Annotated in this window: 27 protein-coding genes and 2 pseudogenes; 23 read left to right on the plus strand and 6 right to left on the minus strand. The window is 56.8% G+C overall.

Annotation, left to right across the window (positions count from 1 at the left end; genetic code table 11):
• The first annotated feature begins 136 nt into the window (after positions 1–136).
• Positions 137–346, plus strand: a complete 210-nt coding sequence (locus QMK51_RS19480; RefSeq protein WP_320391288.1) for a hypothetical protein — start codon at positions 137–139, stop codon at positions 344–346.
• 372 nt (positions 347–718) lie between these two features.
• On the opposite strand, the gene QMK51_RS19485 is transcribed toward QMK51_RS19480, so the two are convergent.
• Complete coding sequence (locus QMK51_RS19485; RefSeq protein WP_320391289.1) at positions 719–1,573, minus strand: hypothetical protein; 855 nt, start codon at positions 1,571–1,573, stop codon at positions 719–721.
• Positions 1,574–2,035: 462 nt separating this feature from the next.
• Between QMK51_RS19485 and QMK51_RS19490 the strand changes: the two genes are divergently transcribed.
• The 7 genes and pseudogenes from QMK51_RS19490 to QMK51_RS19520 all read left to right on the plus strand — a co-directional run bounded on the left by QMK51_RS19490 (position 2,036) and on the right by QMK51_RS19520 (position 6,674).
• Positions 2,036–3,301, plus strand: coding sequence for a hypothetical protein (locus QMK51_RS19490; RefSeq protein WP_320391290.1), 1,266 nt, complete (start codon positions 2,036–2,038; stop codon positions 3,299–3,301).
• Between the two features lie 207 nt (positions 3,302–3,508).
• Positions 3,509–4,051, plus strand: a complete 543-nt coding sequence (locus tag QMK51_RS19495; RefSeq protein ID WP_320391291.1) for a PAAR domain-containing protein — start codon at positions 3,509–3,511, stop codon at positions 4,049–4,051.
• A gap of 10 nt (positions 4,052–4,061) precedes the next feature.
• Positions 4,062–4,844, plus strand: coding sequence for a hypothetical protein (locus QMK51_RS19500; RefSeq protein ID WP_320391292.1), 783 nt, complete (start codon positions 4,062–4,064; stop codon positions 4,842–4,844).
• Entirely contained in the window at positions 4,829–5,197 is a 369-nt protein-coding gene (locus QMK51_RS19505; RefSeq protein WP_320391293.1) for a hypothetical protein, read from the plus strand. Before QMK51_RS19500 ends, QMK51_RS19505 begins: the two co-directional genes overlap by 16 nt.
• A 174-nt stretch (positions 5,198–5,371) precedes the next feature.
• Positions 5,372–5,632: pseudogene (locus QMK51_RS19510) on the plus strand (site-specific integrase); the annotation flags it as partial.
• A 22-nt stretch (positions 5,633–5,654) separates the two neighbouring features.
• A complete protein-coding gene (gene folE / locus QMK51_RS19515) occupies positions 5,655–6,200 on the plus strand; it encodes a GTP cyclohydrolase I FolE (protein WP_320394541.1) in 546 nt (181 codons plus the stop codon).
• 102 nt (positions 6,201–6,302) lie between these two features.
• Positions 6,303–6,674: a glutathione S-transferase N-terminal domain-containing protein gene (locus QMK51_RS19520; RefSeq protein ID WP_129436949.1), complete on the plus strand. Its 372-nt coding sequence runs from the start codon at positions 6,303–6,305 to the stop codon at positions 6,672–6,674.
• Positions 6,675–6,874: 200 nt separating this feature from the next.
• Here QMK51_RS19520 and QMK51_RS19525 read toward each other — a convergent pair.
• Positions 6,875–7,012: pseudogene (locus QMK51_RS19525) on the minus strand (PLP-dependent aminotransferase family protein); the annotation flags it as partial.
• 271 nt (positions 7,013–7,283) lie between these two features.
• Here QMK51_RS19525 and QMK51_RS19530 point away from each other — a divergent pair.
• Both QMK51_RS19530 and QMK51_RS19535 read left to right on the plus strand, forming a co-directional pair.
• Positions 7,284–8,633, plus strand: coding sequence for an NCS2 family permease (locus tag QMK51_RS19530; protein WP_413817499.1), 1,350 nt, complete (start codon positions 7,284–7,286; stop codon positions 8,631–8,633).
• A gap of 72 nt (positions 8,634–8,705) precedes the next feature.
• The gene (locus tag QMK51_RS19535; RefSeq protein ID WP_320391294.1) at positions 8,706–9,332 is read left to right on the plus strand and encodes a LysE family translocator; all 627 of its coding nucleotides are present in this window, start codon (positions 8,706–8,708) and stop codon (positions 9,330–9,332) included.
• Positions 9,333–9,513: 181 nt separating this feature from the next.
• On the opposite strand, the gene uraH is transcribed toward QMK51_RS19535, so the two are convergent.
• Positions 9,514–9,867 (minus strand): hydroxyisourate hydrolase, encoded by a 354-nt coding sequence (gene uraH / locus QMK51_RS19540; RefSeq protein WP_320391295.1) that lies wholly within the window; start codon positions 9,865–9,867, stop codon positions 9,514–9,516.
• Between the two features lie 434 nt (positions 9,868–10,301).
• Here uraH and puuE point away from each other — a divergent pair, with 434 nt between their 5' ends.
• The 6 genes from puuE to QMK51_RS19570 all read left to right on the plus strand — a co-directional run bounded on the left by puuE (position 10,302) and on the right by QMK51_RS19570 (position 16,210).
• The gene (gene puuE / locus QMK51_RS19545) at positions 10,302–11,228 is read left to right on the plus strand and encodes an allantoinase PuuE (RefSeq protein ID WP_320391296.1); all 927 of its coding nucleotides are present in this window, start codon (positions 10,302–10,304) and stop codon (positions 11,226–11,228) included.
• Positions 11,225–11,740, plus strand: coding sequence for a 2-oxo-4-hydroxy-4-carboxy-5-ureidoimidazoline decarboxylase (gene uraD / locus QMK51_RS19550; RefSeq protein WP_320391297.1), 516 nt, complete (start codon positions 11,225–11,227; stop codon positions 11,738–11,740). The genes puuE and uraD overlap by 4 nt, the downstream gene beginning before the upstream one ends.
• A gap of 86 nt (positions 11,741–11,826) precedes the next feature.
• Positions 11,827–12,822: an allantoicase gene (alc, locus tag QMK51_RS19555; RefSeq protein ID WP_320391298.1), complete on the plus strand. Its 996-nt coding sequence runs from the start codon at positions 11,827–11,829 to the stop codon at positions 12,820–12,822.
• A gap of 139 nt (positions 12,823–12,961) precedes the next feature.
• Positions 12,962–13,465, plus strand: coding sequence for an ureidoglycolate lyase (locus tag QMK51_RS19560; RefSeq protein ID WP_258700767.1), 504 nt, complete (start codon positions 12,962–12,964; stop codon positions 13,463–13,465).
• Positions 13,466–13,517: 52 nt separating this feature from the next.
• Positions 13,518–14,819: a urate hydroxylase PuuD gene (locus tag QMK51_RS19565; RefSeq protein ID WP_320391299.1), complete on the plus strand. Its 1,302-nt coding sequence runs from the start codon at positions 13,518–13,520 to the stop codon at positions 14,817–14,819.
• Between the two features lie 605 nt (positions 14,820–15,424).
• Complete coding sequence (locus tag QMK51_RS19570; protein ID WP_258696837.1) at positions 15,425–16,210, plus strand: outer membrane protein OmpK; 786 nt, start codon at positions 15,425–15,427, stop codon at positions 16,208–16,210.
• Positions 16,211–16,297: 87 nt separating this feature from the next.
• Here the strand turns inward: QMK51_RS19570 and QMK51_RS19575 are convergent, their stop codons facing one another.
• Positions 16,298–17,452, minus strand: a complete 1,155-nt coding sequence (locus QMK51_RS19575) for a patatin-like phospholipase family protein (protein ID WP_320391300.1) — start codon at positions 17,450–17,452, stop codon at positions 16,298–16,300.
• Positions 17,453–17,487: 35 nt separating this feature from the next.
• Positions 17,488–18,420 carry a lipid A biosynthesis lauroyl acyltransferase gene (locus QMK51_RS19580; RefSeq protein ID WP_320391301.1) on the minus strand — a complete coding sequence of 311 codons (933 nt, stop codon included), beginning with the start codon at positions 18,418–18,420 and terminating at the stop codon, positions 17,488–17,490.
• Positions 18,421–18,538: 118 nt separating this feature from the next.
• Here QMK51_RS19580 and minC point away from each other — a divergent pair, with 118 nt between their 5' ends.
• From minC to QMK51_RS19610, 6 genes are all read left to right on the plus strand, one after another.
• The gene (gene minC, locus QMK51_RS19585) at positions 18,539–19,276 is read left to right on the plus strand and encodes a septum site-determining protein MinC (protein WP_258696840.1); all 738 of its coding nucleotides are present in this window, start codon (positions 18,539–18,541) and stop codon (positions 19,274–19,276) included.
• A 201-nt stretch (positions 19,277–19,477) separates the two neighbouring features.
• Positions 19,478–20,290 (plus strand): septum site-determining protein MinD, encoded by an 813-nt coding sequence (gene minD / locus QMK51_RS19590; protein WP_030131659.1) that lies wholly within the window; start codon positions 19,478–19,480, stop codon positions 20,288–20,290.
• On the plus strand, positions 20,290–20,544 hold the full coding sequence (gene minE, locus QMK51_RS19595) for a cell division topological specificity factor MinE (RefSeq protein ID WP_007898843.1): 255 nt from the start codon (positions 20,290–20,292) through the stop codon (positions 20,542–20,544). The genes minD and minE overlap by 1 nt, the downstream gene beginning before the upstream one ends.
• Before the next feature lie 180 nt (positions 20,545–20,724).
• Positions 20,725–21,360 carry an RluA family pseudouridine synthase gene (locus QMK51_RS19600; RefSeq protein WP_007940846.1) on the plus strand — a complete coding sequence of 212 codons (636 nt, stop codon included), beginning with the start codon at positions 20,725–20,727 and terminating at the stop codon, positions 21,358–21,360.
• Positions 21,361–21,547: 187 nt separating this feature from the next.
• Positions 21,548–22,837, plus strand: coding sequence for a M18 family aminopeptidase (locus QMK51_RS19605; protein WP_258696841.1), 1,290 nt, complete (start codon positions 21,548–21,550; stop codon positions 22,835–22,837).
• 187 nt (positions 22,838–23,024) lie between these two features.
• On the plus strand, positions 23,025–23,201 hold the full coding sequence (locus tag QMK51_RS19610; RefSeq protein WP_258696842.1) for a hypothetical protein: 177 nt from the start codon (positions 23,025–23,027) through the stop codon (positions 23,199–23,201).
• A 29-nt stretch (positions 23,202–23,230) separates the two neighbouring features.
• On the opposite strand, the gene phnR is transcribed toward QMK51_RS19610, so the two are convergent.
• The gene (gene phnR / locus QMK51_RS19615; RefSeq protein WP_320391302.1) at positions 23,231–23,944 is read right to left on the minus strand and encodes a phosphonate utilization transcriptional regulator PhnR; all 714 of its coding nucleotides are present in this window, start codon (positions 23,942–23,944) and stop codon (positions 23,231–23,233) included.
• A 351-nt stretch (positions 23,945–24,295) separates the two neighbouring features.
• On the opposite strand from phnR, the gene QMK51_RS19620 reads away from it, so the two are divergent.
• The gene (locus QMK51_RS19620; protein ID WP_258696844.1) at positions 24,296–25,363 is read left to right on the plus strand and encodes an ABC transporter substrate-binding protein; all 1,068 of its coding nucleotides are present in this window, start codon (positions 24,296–24,298) and stop codon (positions 25,361–25,363) included.
• The last annotated feature ends 99 nt before the right edge of the window (positions 25,364–25,462 follow it).

Genomic DNA, 25,462 nt, shown 5'->3' on the forward strand with positions numbered 1-25,462 from the left:
TCCAATGCCCCACCCAGACTGGCTAACCCGCCGCAACCTCTTCGCTTTATAGCAATTTCTAAGCAAACTGAAATTACTGTCTGACATGGGCACTGCCGGTACTATGCTTGTGTTTTTCTCGAAAGGAGTCGACGTCATGCCAGATGATTATTCACTGTCGGATGTACTGGAAAGGCTGTTCGAAAACCAGCAGGCCCTAGAGGCGGCCATTCTGGATTATATTAGTCATGGGCTAAGTGATGAAGAAAAGGAGGAGTTCCGAACCTATCCGCAACTCAATCATCGTTGGGACAAAGTAATCCTGACCGATCCGACTGAGCCGAGTAATGCGTACGAGGTGAGTTAGCCCTTCCACCGTCACTGACTCCACCCAGTGTGCTTACCATCACTTGCGTCCGACTCTACAAGTAGGCGGCAGAGATGCAACAGGCAGATAACGACCCAGGCTGTGTGAAATCGCAAACACTGTTTTGAAGTCCGCATTGCTACGTAAAATCTGCCAGAGTTCGGTTAGTGAGCCGACCTAGATTTTGTGTGAGAGCGCGATTTTAGTTGCGATCCCGGCGGCCTGACACGCTCTAAAACGTTTTCACACAGCCTGGACCCTTTGCAGACATTCATAACGCTCCGGTTCAGGCGCGGCGGCGCGTTAGCGCCGACGTCGCCTGGAACTGATAGTTAGGTGTTATATCGATTGTGATTGCTTGAGAACGAAGATTCATTGGAGGGTCTCAAGAGTGATGACTAGGATTTCCTTCCCATTACTATCAAATCCAACTAATTCATCCTCGTCGATTTTCCTTTTGAATCTGTGTTCCCACCTCAAGCCATCGGAATCAACATAGGTGTTAACCGCACCAAAGAATTCTGTTATTCCTTCTCCTTTTTTCTGAGCCACCAATTTCCATTTCTTTTGGATAACCGGGAATCTACTCGCACCTTCCTTAAGCGTGACGAGCACAAATGAACTGGCAATGGTTACTATGAAGTTATCCGCTTCGATATGCAGCGCGACAGTCTGGCGCTTACCTGAACTGTAATCATCTATGCCCTTGGCTTTCCTGCTGGGACTCGTAAGCAATCCGGTTATTGTCTTGAGGAGTCCAAGTTTCTGAACCTTGCCAAAGTGAGGGTGCTCAACTTTTAGTAGTTCCGCCGTGCTCAAAATGTGAGTGAGATCCATGTGGTATGCCTCTATCGCTGCATCCGTTGCATATAATCGGTGAAATACTGCAAACACGGCATCGGGCACAGTGACGTGTGGGATCTTTTCGGTTTGTAGTTGTTCCACAAAGAACTGAAAATACTCTTCCAGAGCTAGCGATGGAGCTTTGCCTCGTGCAATGTAAATCAGCAGGGCGTCGTGAACTCGGGCCTGATCCTCATCTGTGAAAGGTCGACCATGGCATCCAAGCCACGACTCAATTGTCTGCCAATCAGCCTTCATCGACGCAGGAGCGACTGGTCGTTGCACGTCCTCGCGCAGTTCACGAACGCTGAGCATGCCGCTTTGCAGCAGAAGGCCGAGTGGCTGCTGAGGATTGATAACTATGGTTCGCCGATTGTCTGCCATACGAATCTAACGTTCCTTGACGTCCTGTAAGCCCTTGTTTTCCTGAAGGTGGTCACGGCGAACGCGACACTATTCGAGGAGAAACACGACACAGATGACAAGCCCAAGCTGCTAGATCAGTGTAGCCGGCAAATCAAACAACGCTCCCAACATGCCAGCAGCTTCATTGGCCACTTCTGGCCCAGGCTGTGTGAAAACGCAGGCACCGTTTTGAAGTCCGCGCTTCTACGTTAAATCTGCCAACGTTCGGTTAGTCAGCAGCCCTGGAGTTTACGTAGAGGCGAGGTATTTGCTCAATTTTTGAACGCTACGATTGCTCAAAAGCGTTTTCACACAGCCTGGACCCTTTGCGGACGTTAAGCCACTATCGTGATACTCCCCTGATTGCCCATTGCGCTCGTCCCTGAACTCGTATAACAGGGGAGCATACAGCCCCAGCCACGTCAGCCAAAGAGAACGCTAATGCAGGAACAGCACGAATCATTTAAAAATATATATCCGCTTTCCAATATTGATGACCTGGCAAAGCAGCGATTGTTTCTAGAATATTTAGATAGCGCGCTTAATCGGTACAGCGATTCGCTAGGCGGAAGCAATTACTATGATGATAACGGAAATTATATTGACGAATCCGCACTTAACATAAATCTCGAAAATGACTCTGGCACTCTTTATATAAGAATAATCGCGCATGACGATGATAGATTGATAAAGATTGAATACGAAAGCCCCGACTCTGAGGCAGTAGAGAAACTTGCTAATGCATTGATAATAGAGTCTCTCGGCAATGCATTGGGAGCAAAAAAGAAGGAGTTTTTTAGAAGGGTTTGGTTTTGTTATATAGGAGAGCGGCTTGATGGTGAATACTGGCTAAGCAGTAACGTTCGAGTGGCCCCTGTAGATCCAGAAGACCCAAACCCTCAGCTCTCAAGAGTCGAGCGTTATATTTCAATCGACATGAATGTAGAAGCGATTGATGTGTATGGCGCTATCGCTATTGCTAATAATCGCGCAAACATCTTGGCTGCGCGGCTATCATTAATTCTGAATATTGGAATTTACAGCCCATCAGCCGAGCATCGCTGGACAATTCCTGAGGACTTTAACTCGGCATGTGAGTTGAGGCAGCTGGGGTACTTTAATAAAGGGGCAGACCTTAGTAAGATGCCGCGCAAAGGGAGGTTTTGTAAGTTAGGGAAATTTGAGCACTCCATGCATTTTCGAATCAAATACCAGGGAGAGTCAACAAAACTTCCTGAGGAAACCAGAAAGCTCCTAGGTGCCATTGATAAGTCTGACAATCGAATTGTAACGGCATTTGATAATTGTGCGCTCCTGTATCAGCTTGCACTCAATGCAGGTCGATATATGCCTACAGTCAAACTTTCCTACCTGGTAGCTGCTATCGACGCATTATGCAAAGCAGAGAACGAATTCAAGGATCCAAGTCCGTTCATACGCCATTACGCGTCAGCCACGCACAATATTGAACACTTACTTGACTTTATGCATGGCTCCGTTAGATCTGCACACTTTCATGCGGGCGAGTTTTCATTTGGTGAGTTTGAACAGCCAAGACGCCTAAGAATCTACAGTGGTAGCTCAAGTCGGATGTCTGAGCACCGGCTCCATGAATGTATAAAGCTAATTCGTGCAGCTCTTGCGAACTGGGCAGCTATAAAAATAGAGGGATCAGCACGAAGTCCGCAGGCACAAGGTACAAGTTAATAAATCCTAATAAAGGTTCGCTTCTGGTCGTTCTCTGCCTGTTGCAACAGGCTGCTATGGGTCGGTGCAGCTCTTGGTCACCGTCAGCTCTCAGCCAGAAGTCACTGTTCAGCTCGCAGGACGCCAATCGAGAACATCTTCCAGAGCCGCTTCCCATACAAGTCTGATACAGTCGGTCCCGGTAAAATTCGTGACAGGACGTCAAATATGGCAAGGCCAGCCGCACGCATAACTGACCCAACCACTTGCCCTATCCCTGGGCATGGCCCCAAAGCCATTGCTATAGGCTCCCCCGATGTGTTCTTCGACGGGCTTGCAGCTGCTAGCCAAGGCGACACCTGCACCTGCGGCAGTGCTTTATCTTCGGGCCTATCCTCAACAGTTTTCATCAATGGCAAGAATGCCGCATTGCAGGGCAGTGGCGGCACTCATGGTGACATCGTGATCGGAGGTTCCGGCACAGTGGTAATCGGAGACACGCACACTCCCGCCCCTTTCACTCCTCCAACCCCCATGAATATCCTCTCGAGCTGGATCAGCTTCAGCATTCCAGCAACTGAGTCGTATGCGGGTTTGGCCTGCGTCGCGCACTTTGAAGACGGGACATCCATATCAGGCGTGTTTGATGCAAATAACGTTGTGAAATTTGCCAATACCAGTGGAAAGATTTGCCAAAAGCTTGACTTTGATACCCAAGCCGCCAGAGACGGGGAATCAATACTGGACACCTTTCTCACAACATTGAAATAGGGAACATTTCATGTCTGAACCGTTACTAGTAACTGGTAGCTACGTCGTCCAAAAGGCACACGCGCTAGAGAACTCCCCACTAGATATGGCCATTGCAGGCCTAGAGGGTGCCGCAACAAGATTTTCAGCGGATGCGATCTCTGATGCAAAGACCCGCACCAGCTATATGGACAGTATAAAACGTATGTCGATTCAGACTCAGGCCGATGTCAGCGCGGGAAAAATCAGCGCTCGTGAAGGCGTAGAGTTTTGTCAAGAAATGCGCAACAGGATTATGTTGGAGCATCGTAAATTCACCTCCGCTCAAGGCTTGGCCTTTGCAGAAAGAAAAAAGAAACTGCCACCAACTTTACAGGACATATTAGACAGATATGCCAAACGCGCAGAGGGCATAGAATACAACAAGCTAACAGTGGAACAAAAAAGTAAAGTCCACTATTCAATATTGGAATCATCTGGCCGCGATAATGCACCTATAAGTCGCGGCACAAAAAAAATGAAAATAATGGGCAAGGTGGGCATTCTTATCACTGCAACCTTTGCTGCCTATGAAATCATCAATGCTGACAACAAGGTCAAGGAAACTGCTCGTCAAGGCATGATCGTTGGCGGTGGTGCCGCGGGTGGTGGGCTGGCAGGTTTGAGCGTATCAGCACTTTGTGGTCCCGGGGCGCTTGTCTGCGCCGTGGCTATTGTCCTTGCAGGAAGCATTGCCGGCAGCATCGCTGGATCTATTGCTGCCGACAGTTTGGACGAGGAGCTTGAGGAGTTTTCCAAGTGGAACATCCTATAAGTCGACAAGAACGTGCTGATATACGGTGGGCATTATCGGATGCATTTGTTGACAACGAAGTCAATTATGCAGCCATTGCAAAACAAGTCAAAGACTTCGATAAAAAGGACATAGAGGACATTCTCTTTTCCGAGGTCGCTCCCGTGTGCCATACCAATTTAGAGAGCATACTTCCCTCGATATGGAGCTGTTTTAATAGAGAGGAACTGGAGAGTGATATCGAAAAAATGCTCAGACTACGGCAACAAAGTTTTTTTCGGCGTCAATTAGACAAATTGCTTATCGAATGGCTTCGTTATCGGTACAAATATATCTGGATAGAAATAGCCAAACACTATCAAAACAAAAAATAGCTAACATCTACAATTATCAGAATCATCCCACATACGGGCAGAGGCTAAGCCGGATCGGCGCCGATACCCGTAACGAATCGAACAAAAGGCCCCGCGCCGCTGGCCGCTGGACTAGGCTAGGTGTGCCACTCAAGCTTACGTAACGAAGGGCCCCCGTCATGAGCCAGACCGAACAAACACTTCCAGGTGGCGCTGACCGATTTGAAGCTTCGCGCCCGCCGGCAATACAACTGCCGACACACATACGCTACCATGTGCCTCATGGCGGGTATGAACCCTGCATTTATTGCCACTCAGCTCGGTCATAGCGTTCAGATGCTGCTATCGACCTACGCCCGATGGATAAACTCCAGCACTGACTGGGGTGAACTCGGGAAGCTCGAAAACAGCTGGATTGGTACAAAATTGGTACAGACTGAAACAGTACCCCTCTGAAACCCTTATGGAATCAGCCTCTGTGACACTGGAACAGAATTACACCGAGATTCTCGGCCAATTGGGCGAGGACGCCTCCCGCGAGGGCCTGCTCGACACGCCAAAACGTGCCGCCAAAGCCATGCAGTACCTCTGCCGCGGTTATGAACAGACACTGGAAGAGGTCACCAACGGTGCCTTGTTCAGCTCCGACAACAGCGAGATGGTGCTGGTCAAGGACATCGAGCTCTACTCGTTGTGCGAGCACCATCTGCTGCCGTTCATCGGCAAGGCCCACGTTGCCTACATTCCGAGCGGCAAGGTCCTGGGGCTGTCGAAAGTCGCGCGCATCGTCGATATGTACGCCCGCCGCCTGCAGATCCAGGAAAACCTCAGCCGCCAGATCGCCGATGCGGTCCAGCAAGTCACCGGCGCACTGGGCGTAGCGGTGGTGATCGAGGCCAAGCACATGTGCATGATGATGCGCGGTGTGGAGAAACAGAATTCGACGATGATCACCTCGGTGATGCTCGGCGAGTTCCGCGAAAACGCAGCCACCCGCAGCGAGTTTCTCAGCCTGATCAAGTAACGCGCAGCACGAAGAAAACCGGCACTGATCGCCGGTTTTTTTTCGCCCGTGAAAAATCAGGTAAGCTGCGCGCCTTCTGTTTACCCCTGAGAGGCTTATACCGTGTTCGTAAAAGCGCTTCGTGTCGGCCTCGGCCAATTGATCATCTTCATCGACTTCATCACTCGTCCAGGCAAGAAGCAGCGCCCCGCCGCCGCTCAGGCTCAGGTCGAAACGGCCGCCAAGGACCTGACCCTGTATCAGTTCCACGCCTGCCCGTTCTGCGTGAAAACCCGCCGCACCCTGCGTCGCCTGAACGTTCCAGTGGCCTTGCGCGATGCCAAGAACAACGAACAGGATCGCCAGGCCCTGCTGGAGCAAGGTGGCAAGATCAAGGTGCCGTGCCTGCGCATCGAAGAGAATGGCCAGACTACCTGGATGTATGAGTCCAAGGTGATCATTGATTATCTGGATAAGCGGTTTGCTGCGGCCTGATGGTTTTTGTGGTGCTTCGACCGGCGCCATCGCGGGCAAGCCCGCTCCCACAGGGATTTGTAGAGTAAATGGGATCTGTGTTTAAAACAGATCCACTGGTGGGAGCGAGGCTTGCCCGCGATGAGGCCAGACCAACCACCACAAACTTCAGACAAAAATAAACCGGCCCATAGGCCGGTGTATTTGTTTACGCCCTCCCCTCAAGCCGCTTCTGCCGCCTGTGCCTGACGCACCACCGCCGCCAAGCGCTTGAGCCCTTCGTCCAGATGCGCCGGGTCGATGTGGCTGAAGTTCAGCCGCAGATGACCGGGGTTATTGTCCGGCTCAGGGAAAAATGGGGCAAGCCTCGCTCCTACAGTCGTACACACACCCTGCAGGAGCGAGGCTTGCCCGCGAAGGCGTCCTTCCTGGCGATATATCCCTATTGCCAAACTTTTCGCCCACAAAATCAAAAACATTATTTGCATTATTTGTATACAAAAGCATAATTCGCTTCGTGCGAGTTCCTGACCAATAGGTCAACAAATTCGCAAATACCTCAAAGGGTCGCTGCCACCCTCATGGGTCCGGCCCTGGAAATAACAATAAAACTCTTGAGGAGTACTCGCTGTGGAAAGCCGCAAATCCGAAGCCTCGACGCTGGAACTCTCGCCGCCATTACGCAATGGCTGGCTGGAGCGCATCTTCAAACTCAGCTTGCACGGCACCACGGTGAAGACCGAGCTGATCGCCGGCCTGACAACCTTCATCACCATGGCTTACATCATCTTCGTCAACCCCAACATCATGGCCGACGCCGGGATCGATCACGGTGCCGCGTTCGTCGCCACCTGCATCGCCGCCGCGCTGGGTTGCCTGCTGATGGGGCTGTACGCCAACTGGCCGGTCGGCCTGGCACCGGGCATGGGCCTGAACGCGTTCTTCACCTACACCGTGGTCGGCACCATGGGCTACAACTGGGAAACCGCACTCGGCGCGGTGTTCGTTTCCGGTGTGTTGTTCATGTTCCTGACCTTCTCCCGGATCCGTGAATGGTTGCTCAACAGCATTCCAGTGAGTTTGCGCTTTGCCATGGGCGCCGGTGTGGGCCTGTTTCTGGGGCTGATCGGCCTGAAAACCGCGGGCATCGTCGTCGATAGCCCGGCCACTCTGATCAAACTCGGCTCCCTGCGCGAACCTGGCCCACTACTGGCTGCCATCTGCTTCCTGATGATTGCCGTGCTCAGCTACCACAAAGTGTTCGGCGCGATCCTCATCAGCATCATCACCGTGACCCTGGCCGGCTGGGGCCTGGGCCTGGTGCACTACGAGGGCATCATGTCTGCCCCGCCGAGCCTGGCGCCGACCTGGATGGCCATGAACATCGCCGGCGTGTTCAACGTCAGCATGATCAGCGTGGTGCTGGCCTTCCTCTTCGTGCACATGTTCGACACTGCCGGCACCTTGATGGGCGTTGCCCAGCGCGCCAATCTGGTGAACGCTGACGGCCGGATCGAAAACCTGTCCCGCGCCATGAAAGCCGACAGCGCCTCTAGCGTCTTCGGCGCCATGGTCGGCGTTCCGCCAGTTACCAGCTACGTGGAAAGTGCCGCTGGCGTAGCCGCTGGTGGTCGGACTGGTCTTACCGCCTTGACCGTAGGTGTGCTATTTATAGCCGCGATGTTTTTCGCACCGCTGGCTGGCATGATCCCCGCTTATGCAACGGCCGGTGCGCTGATTTATGTGGCAATGCTGATGATGGGCGGCATGGCGCACATCGAATGGAACGAAGCGACCGACAGCATTCCGGCGATCGTCACCGCGATCATGATGCCGCTGACCTTTTCGGTCGCCGACGGCATCGCGCTGGGCTTCATCACCTACGTGGCGCTGAAGGCCGGTACCGGTAAGCACAAGGAAATTTCCGTCAGCCTGTGGGTGCTATGCGCGATCTTCATCGCCAAGTTCATCTTCTTGTAAGCGTCACGCGGTACCCGTTTCAAACCAGCCTCACCCCGTCGGGTGGGGCTTTTGCACATAGGGAGGAAAGTGATGAGTCTGGAAACCTGGCTGCTGTTCAGCGGCGCTGCGCTGGTGGTGATCCTGATCCCGGGGCCACTGTCTTTGCTGATGATCAGCAACAGCTTGAATTACGGTTTGCGCCGTTCTTACCCGGCGTTTCTGGGCGGCGTGATTGCGTCGATCTGCCTGCTCAGTGCTTCGGCGCTTGGCTTGGGCGCATTGTTGCTGGCGTCGGAACAGCTGTTCAGCGCCCTGAAAATCGTTGGCGCGCTGTACCTGTTCTACCTCGCCTGGCAGAGCTGGCAGCAATCGCGTCAGCCATCCCAAGGCGCTGAAGTGCCTCAGGCTGCGCCGGTGCCACGCTTTCGTGCGCTGTTTGGGCGCGCGTTCATGCTCGGCGCCAGTAACCCGAAAGACATTTTGTTCTTTGCCGCGTTCCTGCCGCAGTTTCTGAGCGCCGAGCAACCGTTCCTGCCGCAGTTGCTGGTGATGATTGCCACCTGGACGGTGCTGGATCTGCTGTGCAAGCTGGCTTATGGCCTCGGTGCCCATGTCGCGGCGCGGTATCTGCGCAGTGGCAAGGGGCAGAGCTGGTTTAACCGGGTCAGTGCGGGGTTGTTCAGTGGCGCCGGTGCGGCGTCGTTATTGAGCCGCTAAAAGTAAGAGCTTCGCGAGCAAGCCCGCACACACATTGGAATGCGTACTCCTGTGGGAGCGGGCTTGCTCACGAAGGCGTCATTCGCAACACCACATTATCTACAGGCAAAAAAAAGCCCGCAGTGTGAGCGGGCAAAAGACCAAAGAAGCTATATGCGCAGGATTCTTGGGGGGGAAAGTCCTAGCTTCCTCTATAGGTCGAATAGCTGTAAGGCGAAATAAGCAACGGCACATGGTAGTGATCCTGTTCGGCAGAGATACCGAACCGCAGCACCACCACATCCAGGAACGCAGGCTCTGGAAGCTGAACACCACGGGCGCGGTAGTAATCGCCCGCGTGAAACTGAAGCTGATAGACCCCGGACCGATAGTCATCGCCTTGCAGCAGCGGCGCGTCGACCCGGCCATCGCTATTGGTGAGCGCCGTGGCGACCAGTTCCAGCTGCGAACCTTCAACGCGGTACAGCTCGACCTTGATCGAACTGCCTGGGCAACCGTGTGCAGCGTCCAAAACGTGTGTAGTCAAACGTCCCATTGATTCTGCGCGCCTGCCTGCGTGGAGCAGTCAGACCTCGCGCCTCCCGAAGTCAGTTGAAAAGGAGGCCGCACCGTTTCGGAGCACGAAAAGTTGCGGCGAGCGACTGATTAAGACATTTTTCAAAAAAATTGTACACAATAAAAACGACATTTTTACCACCATCGCCGTCATTCAGGGTTTGACGGCGAATCTTGCACCGAACCATAAGATCAGCGGACCTTCCATCCATTAGCTGACCAGTCAGGCAGGTTTCTTGCAGTACCCTCCAAAGAGGACAGTCAGTGAAAAAGGCAAAAAATCAGGCTTACAAAGTGAATATAAAGTTGTATACAATCAACCCATCGCTGTGACGCCAGCCTGTCATCCCACTGCCTGGCCGCCACACAACCCTGACCTTGAACAAGTCGACACGAACAAGAAGGAAGACTGCAGTGAGCGCTGACTACCCACGCGACCTGATCGGTTACGGCAGTAACCCTCCTCACCCACACTGGCCGGGCAATGCCCGCATCGCCTTGTCCTTCGTGCTCAACTACGAGGAAGGTGGCGAGCGCAATATCCTTCACGGCGATAAAGAGTCCGAAGCCTTCCTTTCGGAAATGGTCTCGGCGCAGCCGCTGCAAGGCGAGCGCAACATGAGCATGGAATCCCTTTACGAGTATGGCAGCCGTGCCGGCGTCTGGCGGATTCTGAAACTGTTCAAGGAATTCGACATCCCGCTGACCATCTTCGCCGTGGCCATGGCCGCCCAGCGCCACCCGGACGTGATCCGTGCCATGGTCGAGGCCGGCCACGAAATCTGCAGCCACGGCTATCGCTGGATCGACTACCAGTACATGGACGAAGCGCAGGAACGCGAGCACATGCTCGAAGCGATCCGCATCCTCACCGAAATCACCGGCGAGCGCCCGTTGGGCTGGTACACCGGCCGCACCGGCCCGAACACCCGTCGGCTGGTGATGGAAGAAGGCGGTTTCCTCTACGACTGCGACACCTACGACGACGACCTGCCCTACTGGGAACCGAACAACCCGACCGGCAAGCCGCACCTGGTGATTCCGTACACCCTGGACACCAACGACATGCGCTTCACCCAGGTCCAGGGCTTCAACAAGGGCGACGACTTTTTCGAATACCTCAAAGACGCCTTCGACGTGCTGTATGCCGAAGGCAGCGATGCGCCGAAGATGCTGTCGATCGGCCTGCATTGCCGGCTGATTGGCCGCCCGGCGCGCCTGGCCTCGCTCAAACGCTTTATCGAATACGCTAAAAGTCATGAACAGGTGTGGTTCAGCCGTCGCGTCGACATCGCTCGTCACTGGCAGCAAACCCATCCGTACCAAGGGGCTGCCAAATGAGCCACTTCCAGACACTCAAGCCATCGACCCTCGGCCGCGACGCGTTTGTCGCCGCCTTCGCCGACATCTACGAACACTCGCCATGGGTGGCCGAAAAGGCCTTCGACCTGGGCGTGGACGCTTCGATCGACGACATCGAAACCCTGCACCAGCGCATGAGCGACATTTTGTTGAGCGCTGATCACACAAGCCAACTGGCCCTGATCAACGCGCACCCGGACCTCGCCGGCAAAGCGGCCGTCCAGGGCCAACTGACCGAAGCCAGCACCCATGAACAGGCTGGCGCCGGTATTCACCAATGCTCGAGCGATGAGTTTCAACGCTTCACCGAGCTGAACGATGCCTACAAAGCCAAGTTCAAGTTTCCCTTCATCATGGCGGTAAAAGGCAGCAACCGGCATCAGATCCTCGCAGCGTTCGAAACGCGCATTCACAACTCGGTCGACACCGAATTCAAATGCGCGCTGGCGCAGATCAACAAGATCGCGTTGTTCCGATTACTGACTCTTTAGCGAACCTTGCCCGAGTGTTTAAAACGCGAAGACACCCAGGGCACTGCAAGCATCCCAAGCCAACTAATTAAAGGCAGACAAGAAGAATGAAAGCTTACGCCGTACCTTTCGAGAAGTTCGTCAACCTGGCCGACGCCCGCCTGGGCACCAAAATCATCTCGGTCACCGATGACTGGTTCGCCGACGCCAACCGTCTGTTTCAACCGACCCCGGCCGTGTGGAAGGAGGGCGTGTTCGATGACAACGGCAAGTGGATGGACGGCTGGGAGTCGCGCCGCAAGCGCTTCGAAGGCTACGACAGCGCGGTGATCCGCCTGGGCGTACCGGGTTCGATCAAGGGCGTGGACATCGACACTTCATTCTTCACCGGTAACTACCCACCATCGGCCTCGCTGGAAGCGTGCTTCCTGGCCTCGGGCGAGCCGGACGAAAACACCCAGTGGACTGAAGTGCTGTCGGCCGTCGAGCTGCAAGGCAACAGCCACCACTACCACGAAATCAACAACGACCGGGCGTTCAGCCACCTGCGCTTCAACATCTACCCGGATGGCGGCGTGGCCCGTCTGCGCGTGTACGGTATTCCGCACCGCGACTGGTCCGCTGTGGGTGACAACGAGCAAATCGACTTGGCCGCAGCCCTCAACGGTGGCCGCGCCCTCGCCTGCTCCGACGAACACTTCGGCCGCATGAGCAACATCCTCAACCCGGGCCGTGGCATCAACATGGGCGACGGCTGGGAAACCGCCCGTCGTCGCACGCCGGGCAATGACTGGGTGATCGTCGCACTGGGTCATGCCGGCGAGGTCGAGAAAGTCATCGTCGACACCCTGCACTTCAAGGGCAACTACCCGGACACGTGCTCGATCCAGGGGGCATTCGTGAAAGGCGGCACCGACAGCCAGATCGAAACCCAATCGCTGTTCTGGCGCGAACTGCTGCCGAGCCAGAAGCTGGAAATGCACGCCGAACACACCTTCGCCGAGCAGATCAAGGCACTGGGCCCGATCACCCACATCCGCCTGAACGTGTTCCCGGATGGCGGTGTGAGCCGCCTGCGCGTTTTGGGCAAGGTCGCGAAGTAAGATTGCGATGATCGTTCCCACACTCTGCGTGGGAATGCATACCGTGACGCTCCGCGTCACAGTGGACGCGGAGCGTCCATGGCGGCGTTCCCACGCAGAGCGTGGGAACGATCAAATTCAAAAGATTAAGAAGACCAGCATGCGCACATTGACGATTGAACCGCTGACCAAAGAAGCCTTCGCCCCTTTCGGTGACGTGATCGAAACCGATGGCAGCGATCACTTCATGATCAACAACGGTTCGACCATGCGCTTTCACAAACTGGCTGTGGTCGAAACCGCCACGCCAGAGGACAAGGCAATCATCAGCATCTTCCGCGCCGACGCGCAGGACATGCCGCTGACCGTCCGCATGCTGGAGCGCCATCCGCTGGGCAGTCAGGCTTTCATTCCGCTGCTCGGCAACCCCTTTCTGATCGTGGTCGCGCCACTTGGCGATGAACCTGTATCAGGCTTGGTCCGCGCCTTCGTCACCAACGGCAGGCAGGGCATTAATTACCATCGCGGCGTCTGGCACCACCCGGTGCTGACGATCGAAAAGCGGGATGACTTCCTGGTGGTTGATCGCAGTGGCACAGGCAACAACTGCGATGAGCATTTTTTCAAAGAGGATGAGTGTTTGATCCTCGCCCCCCACCAATAAGAGAAGAGTCCGATCACTTGACAACAAAAGTGACGGGCGAGAGGTAAAGACTGTGGAAGCACATCTGTTGGAATGGCTGAACCTGAGCGTGCGCTGGGTTCACATGATCACTGGCGTGGCCTGGATCGGTGCGTCGTTCTATTTCGTCTGGCTGGAAAACAACCTCAACCGGGTCAACCCGAAAAACGGGCTGGCGGGCGATTTGTGGGCGATCCACGGCGGCGGCATCTACCACCTGGAAAAATACAAACTGGCTCCACCGACCATGCCGGACAACCTGCACTGGTTCAAATGGGAAGCCTATTTCACCTGGCTGTCGGGGATCGCGCTGCTGTGCGTGGTGTTCTACTCCAACCCGACGCTGTACCTGCTGGCACCGGGCAGCACCCTGAGCGGCCCTGAAGGCGTAGCCATCGGCCTCGGCTCGCTGTTCATCGGCTGGTTCATCTACTCCTTCCTCTGCGACTCGGCCCTGGGCAAACGCCCTGCCCTGCTGGGCTTCATCCTGTTCGTGCTGATCATCGGCGCCGCTTACGGCTTCAGCAAAGTGTTCAGCGGTCGGGGTGCGTACCTGCATGTCGGCGCCATCATCGGCACCATCATGGTCGGCAACGTGTTCCGCATCATCATGCCGGCCCAGCGCGCCCTGGTGGCGGCGATTGCCGAGAACCGCACGCCCGATCCGACGCTGCCAGCCAAAGGCTTGCTGCGTTCGCGGCACAACAACTACTTCACCTTGCCGGTGCTGTTCATCATGATCAGCAACCACTTCCCGAGCACCTACGGCAGCCAATACAACTGGCTGATCCTGGCCGGGATCGCGGTGCTGGCGGTGTTGGTGCGTCACTACTTCAACACCCGTCATGACAGCCACAAATTTGCCTGGACCCTGCCCGTCGCGGCGGTTGGCATGATTTGCCTGGCGTACGTCACGGGGCCGGCGCCGATGTCCAGCGCGCCTGAAGTGGCCAAGGCACCTGGGACTATCGAGTACCAGCCGCTGCCGGAAACCGCCCTTGGCGGTGGTGCCAAACCTGAAGCTGCAAAACCCGCTGCACCTGCCGCTGCACCGGCCCAAGCCTCGAATCAGGGCCCGACGTTCGACAAGGTTCACAGCGTCATTCAGGAGCGTTGCGCGGTCTGTCACTCGGCCAAACCCACCAGCCCGCTGTTCAGTGCGGCACCCGCCGGCGTGATGTTCGACACGCCAGAACAGATCCGCCAAAACGCCGCTCGCATTCAGGCTCAAGCCGTCACCAGCCAGATCATGCCACTGGGCAACATCACCCAGATGACCCAGCAGGAACGTGACCTGATCGGTGCGTGGATTGTTCAGGGAGCTGCGACCCATTAAGTAGCAAAAGCTTCGCGGACACGCCTCCCCCTACAGGATTTGCATTGACCTTGCAGGGGCGAGGCTTGCCCGCGAGTGGCCGCATTGATCTGAACCTGTGACGAGGGGGTTCGCCCGCCCTCACATCAGGGCAAGCCTCCTTATCACAGTGCACCTCAAACAATAAAAACAAGAGGGAGCAACAGATGATTAATCCCCAGACAAGCCTGTCGCTTGGCAGCGTCGGCCTGACTGCCTACAACCGTGCCCCAAACCTGTCGCCAGTGCTCTGTTGCGGGGCACTTGAGCCGTGGCACGGGAGTCAGCGTTCTCCGCGACCGCCCGAATCCGCTCTAAAAAAAAGCGCAGATTTAATTCCTGACCAGAAAGCCAACTTACCCCGGCTCTGGACCGCACCAAGGCAACCCGAATTGACACTCAATCGACTGTTTTCGAACAGCCGAACGGGCGTCTTTTGGCTTTTTTAAAGCCTTGGCTCAGCTCTTGCTAACAGCACCAAAGCTGACCGACTGGATGACTTTTTACCGCAGCAAGAAAAGGCGCCACACCAGAGCGCCGACCTTAGAAAAACAACGTGGAACCACCTACTTTTTGGGAGCAACCGAATGAAACGTACGTGCACCAGCCTGATGCTCGCGGGATCCTTGCTGGCCGGGGGCCAGGCAATGGCCGGCGACTTGCTGCAATGGCAGAACAACAGCCTGACCTACCTCTACGGCAAGGACTTCCAGGTCAACCCGCGCATTCAGCAAACCGTCACCTTCGAGCACGCCGATGCCTGGAAATACGGGGACAACTTCGTGTTCGTCGACAAGATTTTCTACAACGGCAAGGACGACAGCGGCGTCGGCTCGAACACCTATTACGGCGAAATCAGCCCGCGCTTGTCGTTTGGCAAGATCTTCGACCAGAAGCTGGAATTCGGTCCGGTCAAGGACGTACTGCTGGCGATGACGTACGAGTTCGGTGAAGGTGATACCGAGTCCTACCTGATCGGTCCGGGTTTCGACCTGGCCATTCCCGGGTTCGACTACTTCCAGCTGAACTTCTACCAGCGCCACACCGAAGGCAGCCGCCCGGGTGACAACGTCTGGCAGATCACCCCGGTCTGGGCCTACACCATTCCTGTCGGCGATTCGAACATCCTGATCGATGGTTTCATGGACTGGGTGGTCGACAACGACCAGAACAGCAAAGGCACCTACCATGCCAACCTGCACTTCAACCCACAGATCAAATACGACTTGGGCAAAGCCTTGAACATTGGCGAGAAGCAGTTGTATGTGGGTGTCGAGTACGACTACTGGTCCGACAAGTACGGGATCAAGGACAGCCAGGCCTTCAAGACCGATCAAAGCAACACGAGCTTGCTGGTGAAGTTCCACTTCTGATTTAAAGTCAAAAGATCGCAGGATTCGCCAACTCCTACGGACGTGCGCATCCGGGGTAGGAGCTGCCGCAGGCTGCGATCTTTTGCTTTATGACAACCCCAGAAACCGGCACAACTCATCCCGCTTGGCCAGCGCATCGCGCCGCCCCAAATCGATCAACTCGCTGCAATACCCCGCCTCGAACAACAGATAACTCAGCACCCCCGCCCCGCTGGTCTTGGTCGCCCCCGGCCCGCGTAAAAACAGACGCAAGGCCGCCGGTAATTCCTGCCGATGCCGCGCCGCAATTTCATCGATCGGCTGACTCGGCGAAATCACCAGCACCTCCACCGGCGCCGCCCCCAATGCACGACTCGACATGCCGTCGGGCAGCAGATGGCTGAACTGATTCAGACGCTGCAACAACTCGATGTCACTTTCCAGGCTGTCAATGAACGTACTGTTGAGCATGTGCCCGCCAATCTGCGCCAGGGTCGGCTGCTGACCGGTGTAGGCGCGTTGCAGCGGCTGTTGCGGGTCGACGCCGCGCGGGTTGCCGCTGACGCCCACCACCAGCACGCGGCTGGCGCCCAGGTGCAGGGCCGGGCTGATCGGCGCCGACTGGCGCACTGCGCCATCGCCGAAATACTCTTCGCCGATTTTCACCGGTGCGAACAGCAACGGAATCGCCGAACTGGCGAGCAGATGGTCGACGCTCAATTGAGTCGGTACGCCGATTCGCCGATGGCGCAACCAGGATTCGATGGTGCCGCCGCCCTGATAAAACGTGACAGCCTGACCGGACTCATAACCGAACGCCGTGACCGCCACCGCCTTCAATTGTTTTTGCGCGATCGCTTCGGCAATCCCGGACATGTGCAGTTTGTGATTGAGCAAACGGCGCAGCGGCGAACTGTTGAGCAGGGCCACTGGCACCGGCGAACCAATGCCCATCAGGTTGTGACTGACAAAACGGGTGGCCTGATGAATCACCCCCGGCCAATCGCTGCGTAATACCAGATGGCTGCGAAAACCTTGCCAGAAGGCCGTCAGACGCTCGATCGCGCCACGAAAGTCCATTGCTCCACTGGCCAGGCTGACCGCGTTGATCGCACCGGCCGAGGTGCCGACGATCACCGGAAACGGATTCGCCGCCCCCATCGGCAGCAGCTCGGCAATCGCCGCGAGCACGCCCACCTGATAGGCCGCCCGAGCCCCACCGCCGGAAAGAATCAACCCTGTAACCGGTTCAGCAGAACTCATTGCAACACTCCATGGTGCTTAAAGGGGTCGGTGACTCAACCGCGTTTGACGTACAACTTCGGCTCGCCCGGTGGACGGCTCTTGAAGCGGCGATGCGCCCAGAGGTATTGCTCCGGACATTCGCGCAAGGCACTTTCGACCCACTGGTTGATCCGAATGCAGTCAGCCTCTTCCGTCTCGCCGGGAAAGCCTTCGAGCGGCGCGTGAATCACCAACCGATAACCGCTGCCGTCAGCCAGGCGCTCCTGGGTGAACGGCACCACCAGCGCCTTGCCCAGCCGTGCGAATTTACTGGTGGCGGTGACAGTCGCCGCCTGAATCCCGAACAGTGGCACGAAGATACTTTGCTTGGCGCCGTAGTCCTGATCCGGTGCGTACCAGATCGCTCTCCCTGCCCGCAGCAGTTTGAGCATGCCACGCACGTCGTCGCGCTCCACCGCCAGCGAGTCGAGGTTGTGCCGCTCGCGGCCACGACGCTGGATGTAGTCGAACAGCGGATTCTTGTGTTCGCGGTACATGCCATCGATGGTGTGCTGCTGACCGAGCAGCGCCGCGCCAATTTCCAGCGTGGTGAAATGCACGGCCATCAGAATCACGCCCTTGCCCTCCGTCTGGGCCTGCTTCAAATGCTCCAGGCCTTCGACATGGGCCAGTTTCGCCAGACGCTTACGCGACCACCACCAACTCATGGCCATCTCGAAGAAGGCGATGCCGGTGGACGCGAAGTTTTCCTTGAGCAGGCGCTTGCGCTCGGCCGCGGATTTTTCAGGGAAACACAGCTCAAGATTGCGCTTGGCGATGCGCCGTCGGTCGCCGGCCACTCGGTACATCAATGCACCCAGGGCGCGACCGATCGACAGCAACGCCGGATACGGCAATTGCACAATCAGCCACAACAGCCCCAGGCCACACCACAGCGGCCAGAAACGCGGAGAAAGAAATGCTGTTCGAAAACGCGGGCGATCCATTAAAGGTTCCGTCAAGACAGTGGCCGCGCATTCTACATCGTTCGACCCGGCTTGCGGCCCGCGGGCGTTCTCGTTATAAGTCTCGGCACTTTTAGTGACAAGCCGTTGTATGCCGACCATGAGCCAAACCGAACCGCTAGACCAAGATCCCGTGTTCCAGTTGAAGGGCAGCATGCTCGCCATTACGGTGCTGGAACTGGCCCGTAACGACCTTGAGAGCCTTGATCGGCAACTGGCCGCCAAAGTCGCCCAGGCGCCCAACTTCTTCAGCAACGCGCCGCTGGTACTGGCCCTGGACAAACTCCCGGCCAGCGAAGGCTCGGTCGACCTGCCGGGATTGATGCGCATCTGCCGTCAGCACGGCCTGCGCACCCTGGCGATCCGCGCCAGCCGCATCGAAGATATCGCAGCGGCCATCGCCGTCGATCTGCCGGTGCTGCCGCCGTCCGGTGCGCGTGAGCGCCCGCTCGACCCGCTCGAAGGCGTCGTTGCGAAAAAACCGGAAAAACCACCGGAACCGACCATCAAACCGACGAAAATCATTACCTCGCCAGTACGCGGTGGCCAGCAGATTTATGCCCAGGGCAGCGATCTGGTGGTGATTTCGTCGGTCAGCCCGGGGGCGGAACTTCTCGCCGATGGGAACATCCATGTATACGGCGCGATGCGCGGTCGTGTGTTGGCCGGCGTCAAAGGCGACACGAAAGCCAGGATTTTCTGTCAGCAAATGACCGCTGAACTGGTCTCCATCGCCGGCCACTACAAGGTTTCCGAAGATCTGCGTCGCGATCCATTGTGGGGCGCGGGCGTACAAGTCAGCCTGTCGGGCGACGTGTTGAACATCATTCGGCTTTAACGGATACTGCCGCATTTTCCAAGCATCTCTAAAACGTAGCGAAAACGGCTCAAACGAAGTAGGAAAAAGGCCAAAAGCAGTGTTTACCGGGGGTAAGCACCGCTCAGAACCGGATTCCAGCCAAGGCTGTCCGACTGCAGTAGTTTTTCAAGAGATGTTTTTCAGGGGCTAAACGTCCTTTTTCCTTAGGGGTAAAACACCTTGGCCAAGATTCTCGTGGTTACATCCGGCAAGGGTGGTGTGGGTAAGACCACCACCAGCGCCGCTATCGGTACCGGCCTCGCTCTGCGTGGTCACAAAACAGTAATCGTCGACTTCGACGTCGGTTTGCGTAACCTCGACCTGATCATGGGTTGCGAGCGCCGCGTGGTATATGACTTCGTCAACGTGGTGAACGGCGAAGCCAACCTGCAACAGGCCCTGATCAAAGACAAACGCCTGGAAAACCTCTACGTCCTGGCCGCCAGCCAGACGCGCGACAAAGACGCGCTGACCGTCGAAGGCGTGGAAAAAGTCCTGATGCAGCTCAAGGAAGACTTCGATTTCGTGGTCTGCGACTCCCCGGCCGGTATCGAGAAAGGTGCCCACCTGGCCATGTACTTCGCCGACGAAGCGATTGTCGTGACCAACCCGGAAGTTTCCTCCGTACGTGACTCGGACCGCATGCTGGGCCTGCTGGCCAGCAAGTCCCGTCGTGCCGAAAGAGGCGAAGACCCGATCAAGGAACACCTGCTGATCACCCGCTACCATCCAGAACGTGTCAGCAAGGGCGAAATGCTCGGTGTCGAAGACGTCAAGGATATTCTCTCGGTGACATTGCTCGGCGTGATCCCTGAATCCCAGGCGGTGCTCAAGGCATCCAACCAGGGTATTCCGGTGATTCTCGACGACCAGAGCGACGCTGGTCAGGCCTACAGCGATACCGTTGACCGCCTGCTGGGCGAAAATCGCGAACACCGGTTCCTTGATGTCGAGAAGAAGGGATTCTTCGAGCGACTTTTTGGAGGTAGGTAATGAACCTTTTTGACTTCTTTCGTGCCAGTAAAAAGGTCAGCACCGCGTCGGTAGCGAAAGAGCGTCTACAGATCATCGTGGCGCATGAACGCGGCCAGCGCAGTACGCCGGACTACTTGCCAGCCCTGCAGAAGGAACTGGTGGAAGTGATCCGCAAGTACGTCAATATCGGGTCCGATGACGTGCACGTCGCTCTGGAAAACCAGGGCAGCTGCTCGATCCTGGAACTCAATATCACCCTGCCAGATCGCTGAGTCGATCCGGCGGGAGCCACGGCGGCTCAGAACCTTTGAGCCTGTGTAGGAGCTGCCGCAGGCTGCGATCTTTTGATCTTGTTTTAAAAGCAAAATCAAAAGATCGCAGCCTGCGGCAGCTCCTACACGGGACAATGGAGGTTCTGAGCCGCCGTTGGCGTTTGTTACGAGGCTGTTTTAATGCCGTTGTCCAACATCCGTATCATCCATCAGGACGCCGCCGTACTGGTGGTGGACAAGCCGACCCTGCTGCTCTCTGTCCCTGGCCGGGCCGATGACAACAAGGACTGCCTGATTACCCGCCTGCAAGAAAACGGCTACCCGGAAGCGCGAATAGTCCATCGGCTGGACTGGGAAACCTCCGGCATCATTCTGTTGGCCCGTGATCCGGACACTCATCGTGAGCTGTCTCGGCAATTTCACGACCGAGAAACCGAAAAAGCCTACACCGCCCTGTGCTGGGGACAACCGGAACTGGACAGTGGCAGCATCGACCTGCCCCTGCGCTACGACCCGCCGACCAAGCCACGTCATGTGGTGGACCACGAATTCGGCAAGCACGCCCTGACCTTCTGGCGCGTGCTGGAGCGTTGCGGCGACTGGTGCCGCGTCGAGCTGACGCCGATCACCGGCCGCTCCCACCAGTTGCGCGTGCACATGCTCTCCATCGGCCATCCGCTGTTGGGTGACGGGCTCTACGCCCATCCGCAAGCCCTGGCCGCCTGGCCACGCCTGTGTCTGCACGCGAGCATGCTCAGTTTCACTCATCCGCAAAGCGGCGAACGCTTGCGTTTCGAGTGCCCGGCACCGTTCTAGAGCAACAACCGAAAAAATGTGGGAGCGAGCCTGCTCGCGATGGCGCAGGGACAGGCAACATGGATGTCACTGAAACGCCGCCTTCGCGAGCAGGCTCGCTCCCACAAGGGACCTTCCACAGCAGCAGCCCGCCGCCAATTCTGCGGCCAATACGTTAGACTTGCGCCACTGCTGTCTGGAGCTGCTTATGCGCGAAGAGTTGAACCAAGGCCTGATCGATTTCCTCAAGGCCTCCCCTACCCCGTTCCATGCCACCGCCAGCCTTGTTCAGCGTCTGGAGGCCGCCGGCTTTGTGCGCCTCGACGAGCGCGAGCCGTGGAACACCGAAGCCAACGGTCGTTACTACGTCACCCGTAACGACTCTTCGATCGTCGCGTTCAAAATGGGCCGTCATTCGCCCCTGCATGGCGGCATCCGCCTGGTCGGCGCGCACACCGACAGCCCGTGCCTGCGGGTCAAACCCCAGCCGGAGCTGCAACGCCAAGGCTTCTGGCAACTGGGTGTCGAAGTCTATGGCGGTGCACTGCTGGCGCCTTGGTTCGACCGCGATCTGTCCCTGGCCGGCCGCGTGACCTTCCGCCGTGATGGCAAGGTCGAGAGCCAATTGATCGATTTCAAGGCACCGATCGCGATCATTCCGAACCTGGCCATTCACCTTAACCGTGAAGCCAACATGGGCTGGGCGATCAATGCCCAGACCGAACTGCCGCCGATTCTCGCGCAATTTGCCGGTGACGAACGCGTGGACTTCCGCGCCGTGCTCACCGATCAACTGGCCCGCGAACATGGCCTGAACGCCGATGTGGTGCTCGATTACGAGCTGAGTTTCTACGACACCCAAAGCGCTGCGGTCATCGGCCTGCATGGCGATTTCATCGCTGGCGCACGCCTGGACAACCTGCTGTCGTGCTACGCCGGCCTGCAAGCGTTGCTGACGGCCGAAACCGACGAAACCTGTGTGCTGGTCTGCAACGATCACGAAGAAGTCGGTTCCTGCTCGGCCTGTGGCGCCGACGGTCCGATGCTTGAGCAGACCCTGCGCCGTCTGTTGCCCGAAGGGGATGAATTCGTACGGACCATTCAGAAATCCCTGCTAGTCTCGGCCGACAACGCCCACGGCGTGCACCCGAACTACGCCGACAAGCACGACGCCAACCATGGCCCGAAACTCAACGCCGGCCCGGTGATCAAGGTCAACAGCAACCAGCGCTACGCCACCAACAGCGAAACCGCCGGGTTCTTCCGCCATTTGTGCATGGCCGAAGAAGTACCGGTGCAGAGCTTCGTGGTGCGCAGCGACATGGGCTGTGGCTCGACCATCGGCCCGATCACCGCCAGCCACCTGGGCGTACGCACCGTGGACATCGGCCTGCCGACGTTCGCCATGCACTCGATCCGTGAGCTGTGCGGCAGCCATGACCTGGCGCATTTGGTCAAAGTGCTGAGCGCGTTTTACGCCTGCCACGAATTGCCGTAAGAACGCAGTCCCCCGTAGGAGCTGCCGAAGGCTGCGATCTTTTGATGTTGATCTTTTGGCGTATTCAAATGTGCTGAAAATCAAGATCAAAAGATCGCAGCCTTCGGCAGCTCCTACGCCACACATCACCAACGCCCGCCCGAAAGCCGCCTAGACTTGCAGTACACCCTCCGACAAGGCTGGCACCATGATCTCGATGTCTGCGTTTCACGCCATGCTGATCCCGATTCTGTCCGGGATGATCATGTTGGCCATCGGCTTCAACTTTCGCGACAAGAACGCCGGTGTGTTCGCGATGTGGGTCGGCATGCTGATGATCCTCGCCACCGTGATCTACAAGATCCTCGCCAAACTCAACGAGTAAAATCCTCGCGCCTACGCAAGATCAAACAATCAGACCACATCCACCCCGACATGAATCGCATCATGACGCCAAAATTCCAGGTCACAATCGATCAAGCGTCCATGCTGATCATAATTGACCCGGGCAATCCGCAACCCGGGGCTCCCCACCGACACCCGTAAAGCCGCCGCCGCATCCACCGACAACGCCGTCGGCACAATCTCGAAACGCACACGCCCATAGTGCAAATCATAGTGCCGTGCATACAGCTCGGTGATCGACTGATTCAGATCGAAGTCCAGAATCCCCGGAAAAAACTGCGGGTTCAGGTAATGCTCCACATACAGCACCAATCGCCCGTCAATCCGTCGCGAGCGGCAGATCTGGATCACACTCGACAGCGCCGGCAACTGCAACCACGCACACACCGCCGCCGACGCCGGCTGCAACCGCGCTGAAATCACCTCGGTGGACGGCACTCGCCCCTGGGCACTGACCATCGCGTGAAAGTGGCTGCGCTGCATCAGGTTATAAGCCAGCCGAGGGGGCGACACGAACCAGCCGCGCCGCTCCTCGCGATAAATCTGGCCCTGGGCCTCCAACTGCAATAAGGCCTCACGCACGGTGATCCGCGTGGTACCGAACAACTCACTGAGCTTGCGCTCGGCCGGCAACTTGCTCCCGGGCGCCAACAGACCGTGGTCGAGCTGTTCTTGCAGAACCTGCCCGATCGCTGTCACCGCTTTGGTTGTCTCGATGCGCATCAACGTTACCTATCTGGACTAGACCAGCACTGTTTCAGGGCAGAACCGCGATTGAAACCGGGCTCCATCAACTGCCTGCAAGCCTAGGCACTGCACATGACTGGCAGATGACAAAGCCGCCGAACGGTTGTGCCAGACACCTGCAATTTTATGGCCAAGTCCCTTTCATATCAGCCCTTTAGCCATGGTCTACGCTTATCTCGCACCCCGCGTATCCGAGCGCAGAAAATTCAGGCCGACCGGTCGTCGACATCAAAATGTCATCCAGGACGCCTAAATTGGCTCAGGTATTGCTGACCTAGACCAACACAACCGCAATCGCAGCGTTGAAAGCGCCCAAAGGAGCTTCGGATGAAACAGTTTTTCCTGGCATCACTGTTAGGCTCGACCATTGCCCTGTGCACTGCCGCCATGGCGGCGGATACCGATCTGAAAACACTCGAAGCCGCTGCGAAAGCGGAAGGCGCCGTCAACAGCGTCGGCATGCCCGATGACTGGGCCAACTGGAAAGGCACCTGGGAAGACCTGGCCAAGAAATACGGCCTGAAACACATCGACACCGACATGAGCTCGGCCCAGGAAATCGCCAAGTTCGCCGCCGAAAAAGACAACGCCACTGCCGACATCGGCGACGTCGGTGCCGCCTTCGGCCCGATCGCGGTCAAGCAAGGCGTGGTGCAACCTTACAAACCCACCACCTGGGCACAGGTTCCGGATTGGGCCAAGGACAAGGACGGTAACTGGGCGCTGGCCTACACCGGCACCATCGCGTTCATCGTCAACAAAAAACTGCTGCACGGTTCCGCGGCGCCGACCAAATGGGCCGACCTCAAGACCGGCAAGTACAAAGTCTCCATCGGTGACGTGAGCACCGCCGCACAAGCGGCCAACGGTGTACTGGCCGCCGCCCTCGCCAATGGCGGTGACGAGAAAAACATTCAGCCAGCCCTGTTGCTGTTCGCTGACATCGCCAAGCAAGGCCGCTTGTCCATGGCCAACCCGACGATCGCCACCATGGAAAAAGGTGAAATCGAAGTCGGCGTGGTCTGGGACTTCAACGGCTTGAGCTACAAGGCCAAGATGGCGAATCCGGATGACTACACCGTGCTGATTCCATCCGACGGCTCGGTGATTTCCGGTTACACCACCATCATCAACAAATACGCCAAGCACCCGAACGCCGCCAAGCTGGCCCGCGAATACATCTTCAGCGACGCTGGCCAGATCAACCTGGCAAAAGGCAACGCCCGTCCGATTCGCGCCGAGCACTTGACACTGCCGGAAGAGGTCAAGGCCAAGCTGCTGCCTAACGAGCAGTACAAAAAGGTTACGCCGATCAAAGACGCCGACGCGTGGGAAAAGACCTCCAAGGCGCTGCCGCAGAAGTGGCAGGAAGAAGTCATCATCAATATGCCGTAATGCAGTAGATCCCCAGCTGGGGATCTGATGGTGATCCAAATGTGGGAGCGAGCCTGCTCGCGATGAGGGACTGTCAGCCAACATCAATGTTGAATGTCA

Source organism: Pseudomonas sp. P9_31, assembly GCF_034008235.1.
Classification (GTDB): Bacteria; Pseudomonadota; Gammaproteobacteria; order Pseudomonadales; family Pseudomonadaceae; genus Aquipseudomonas.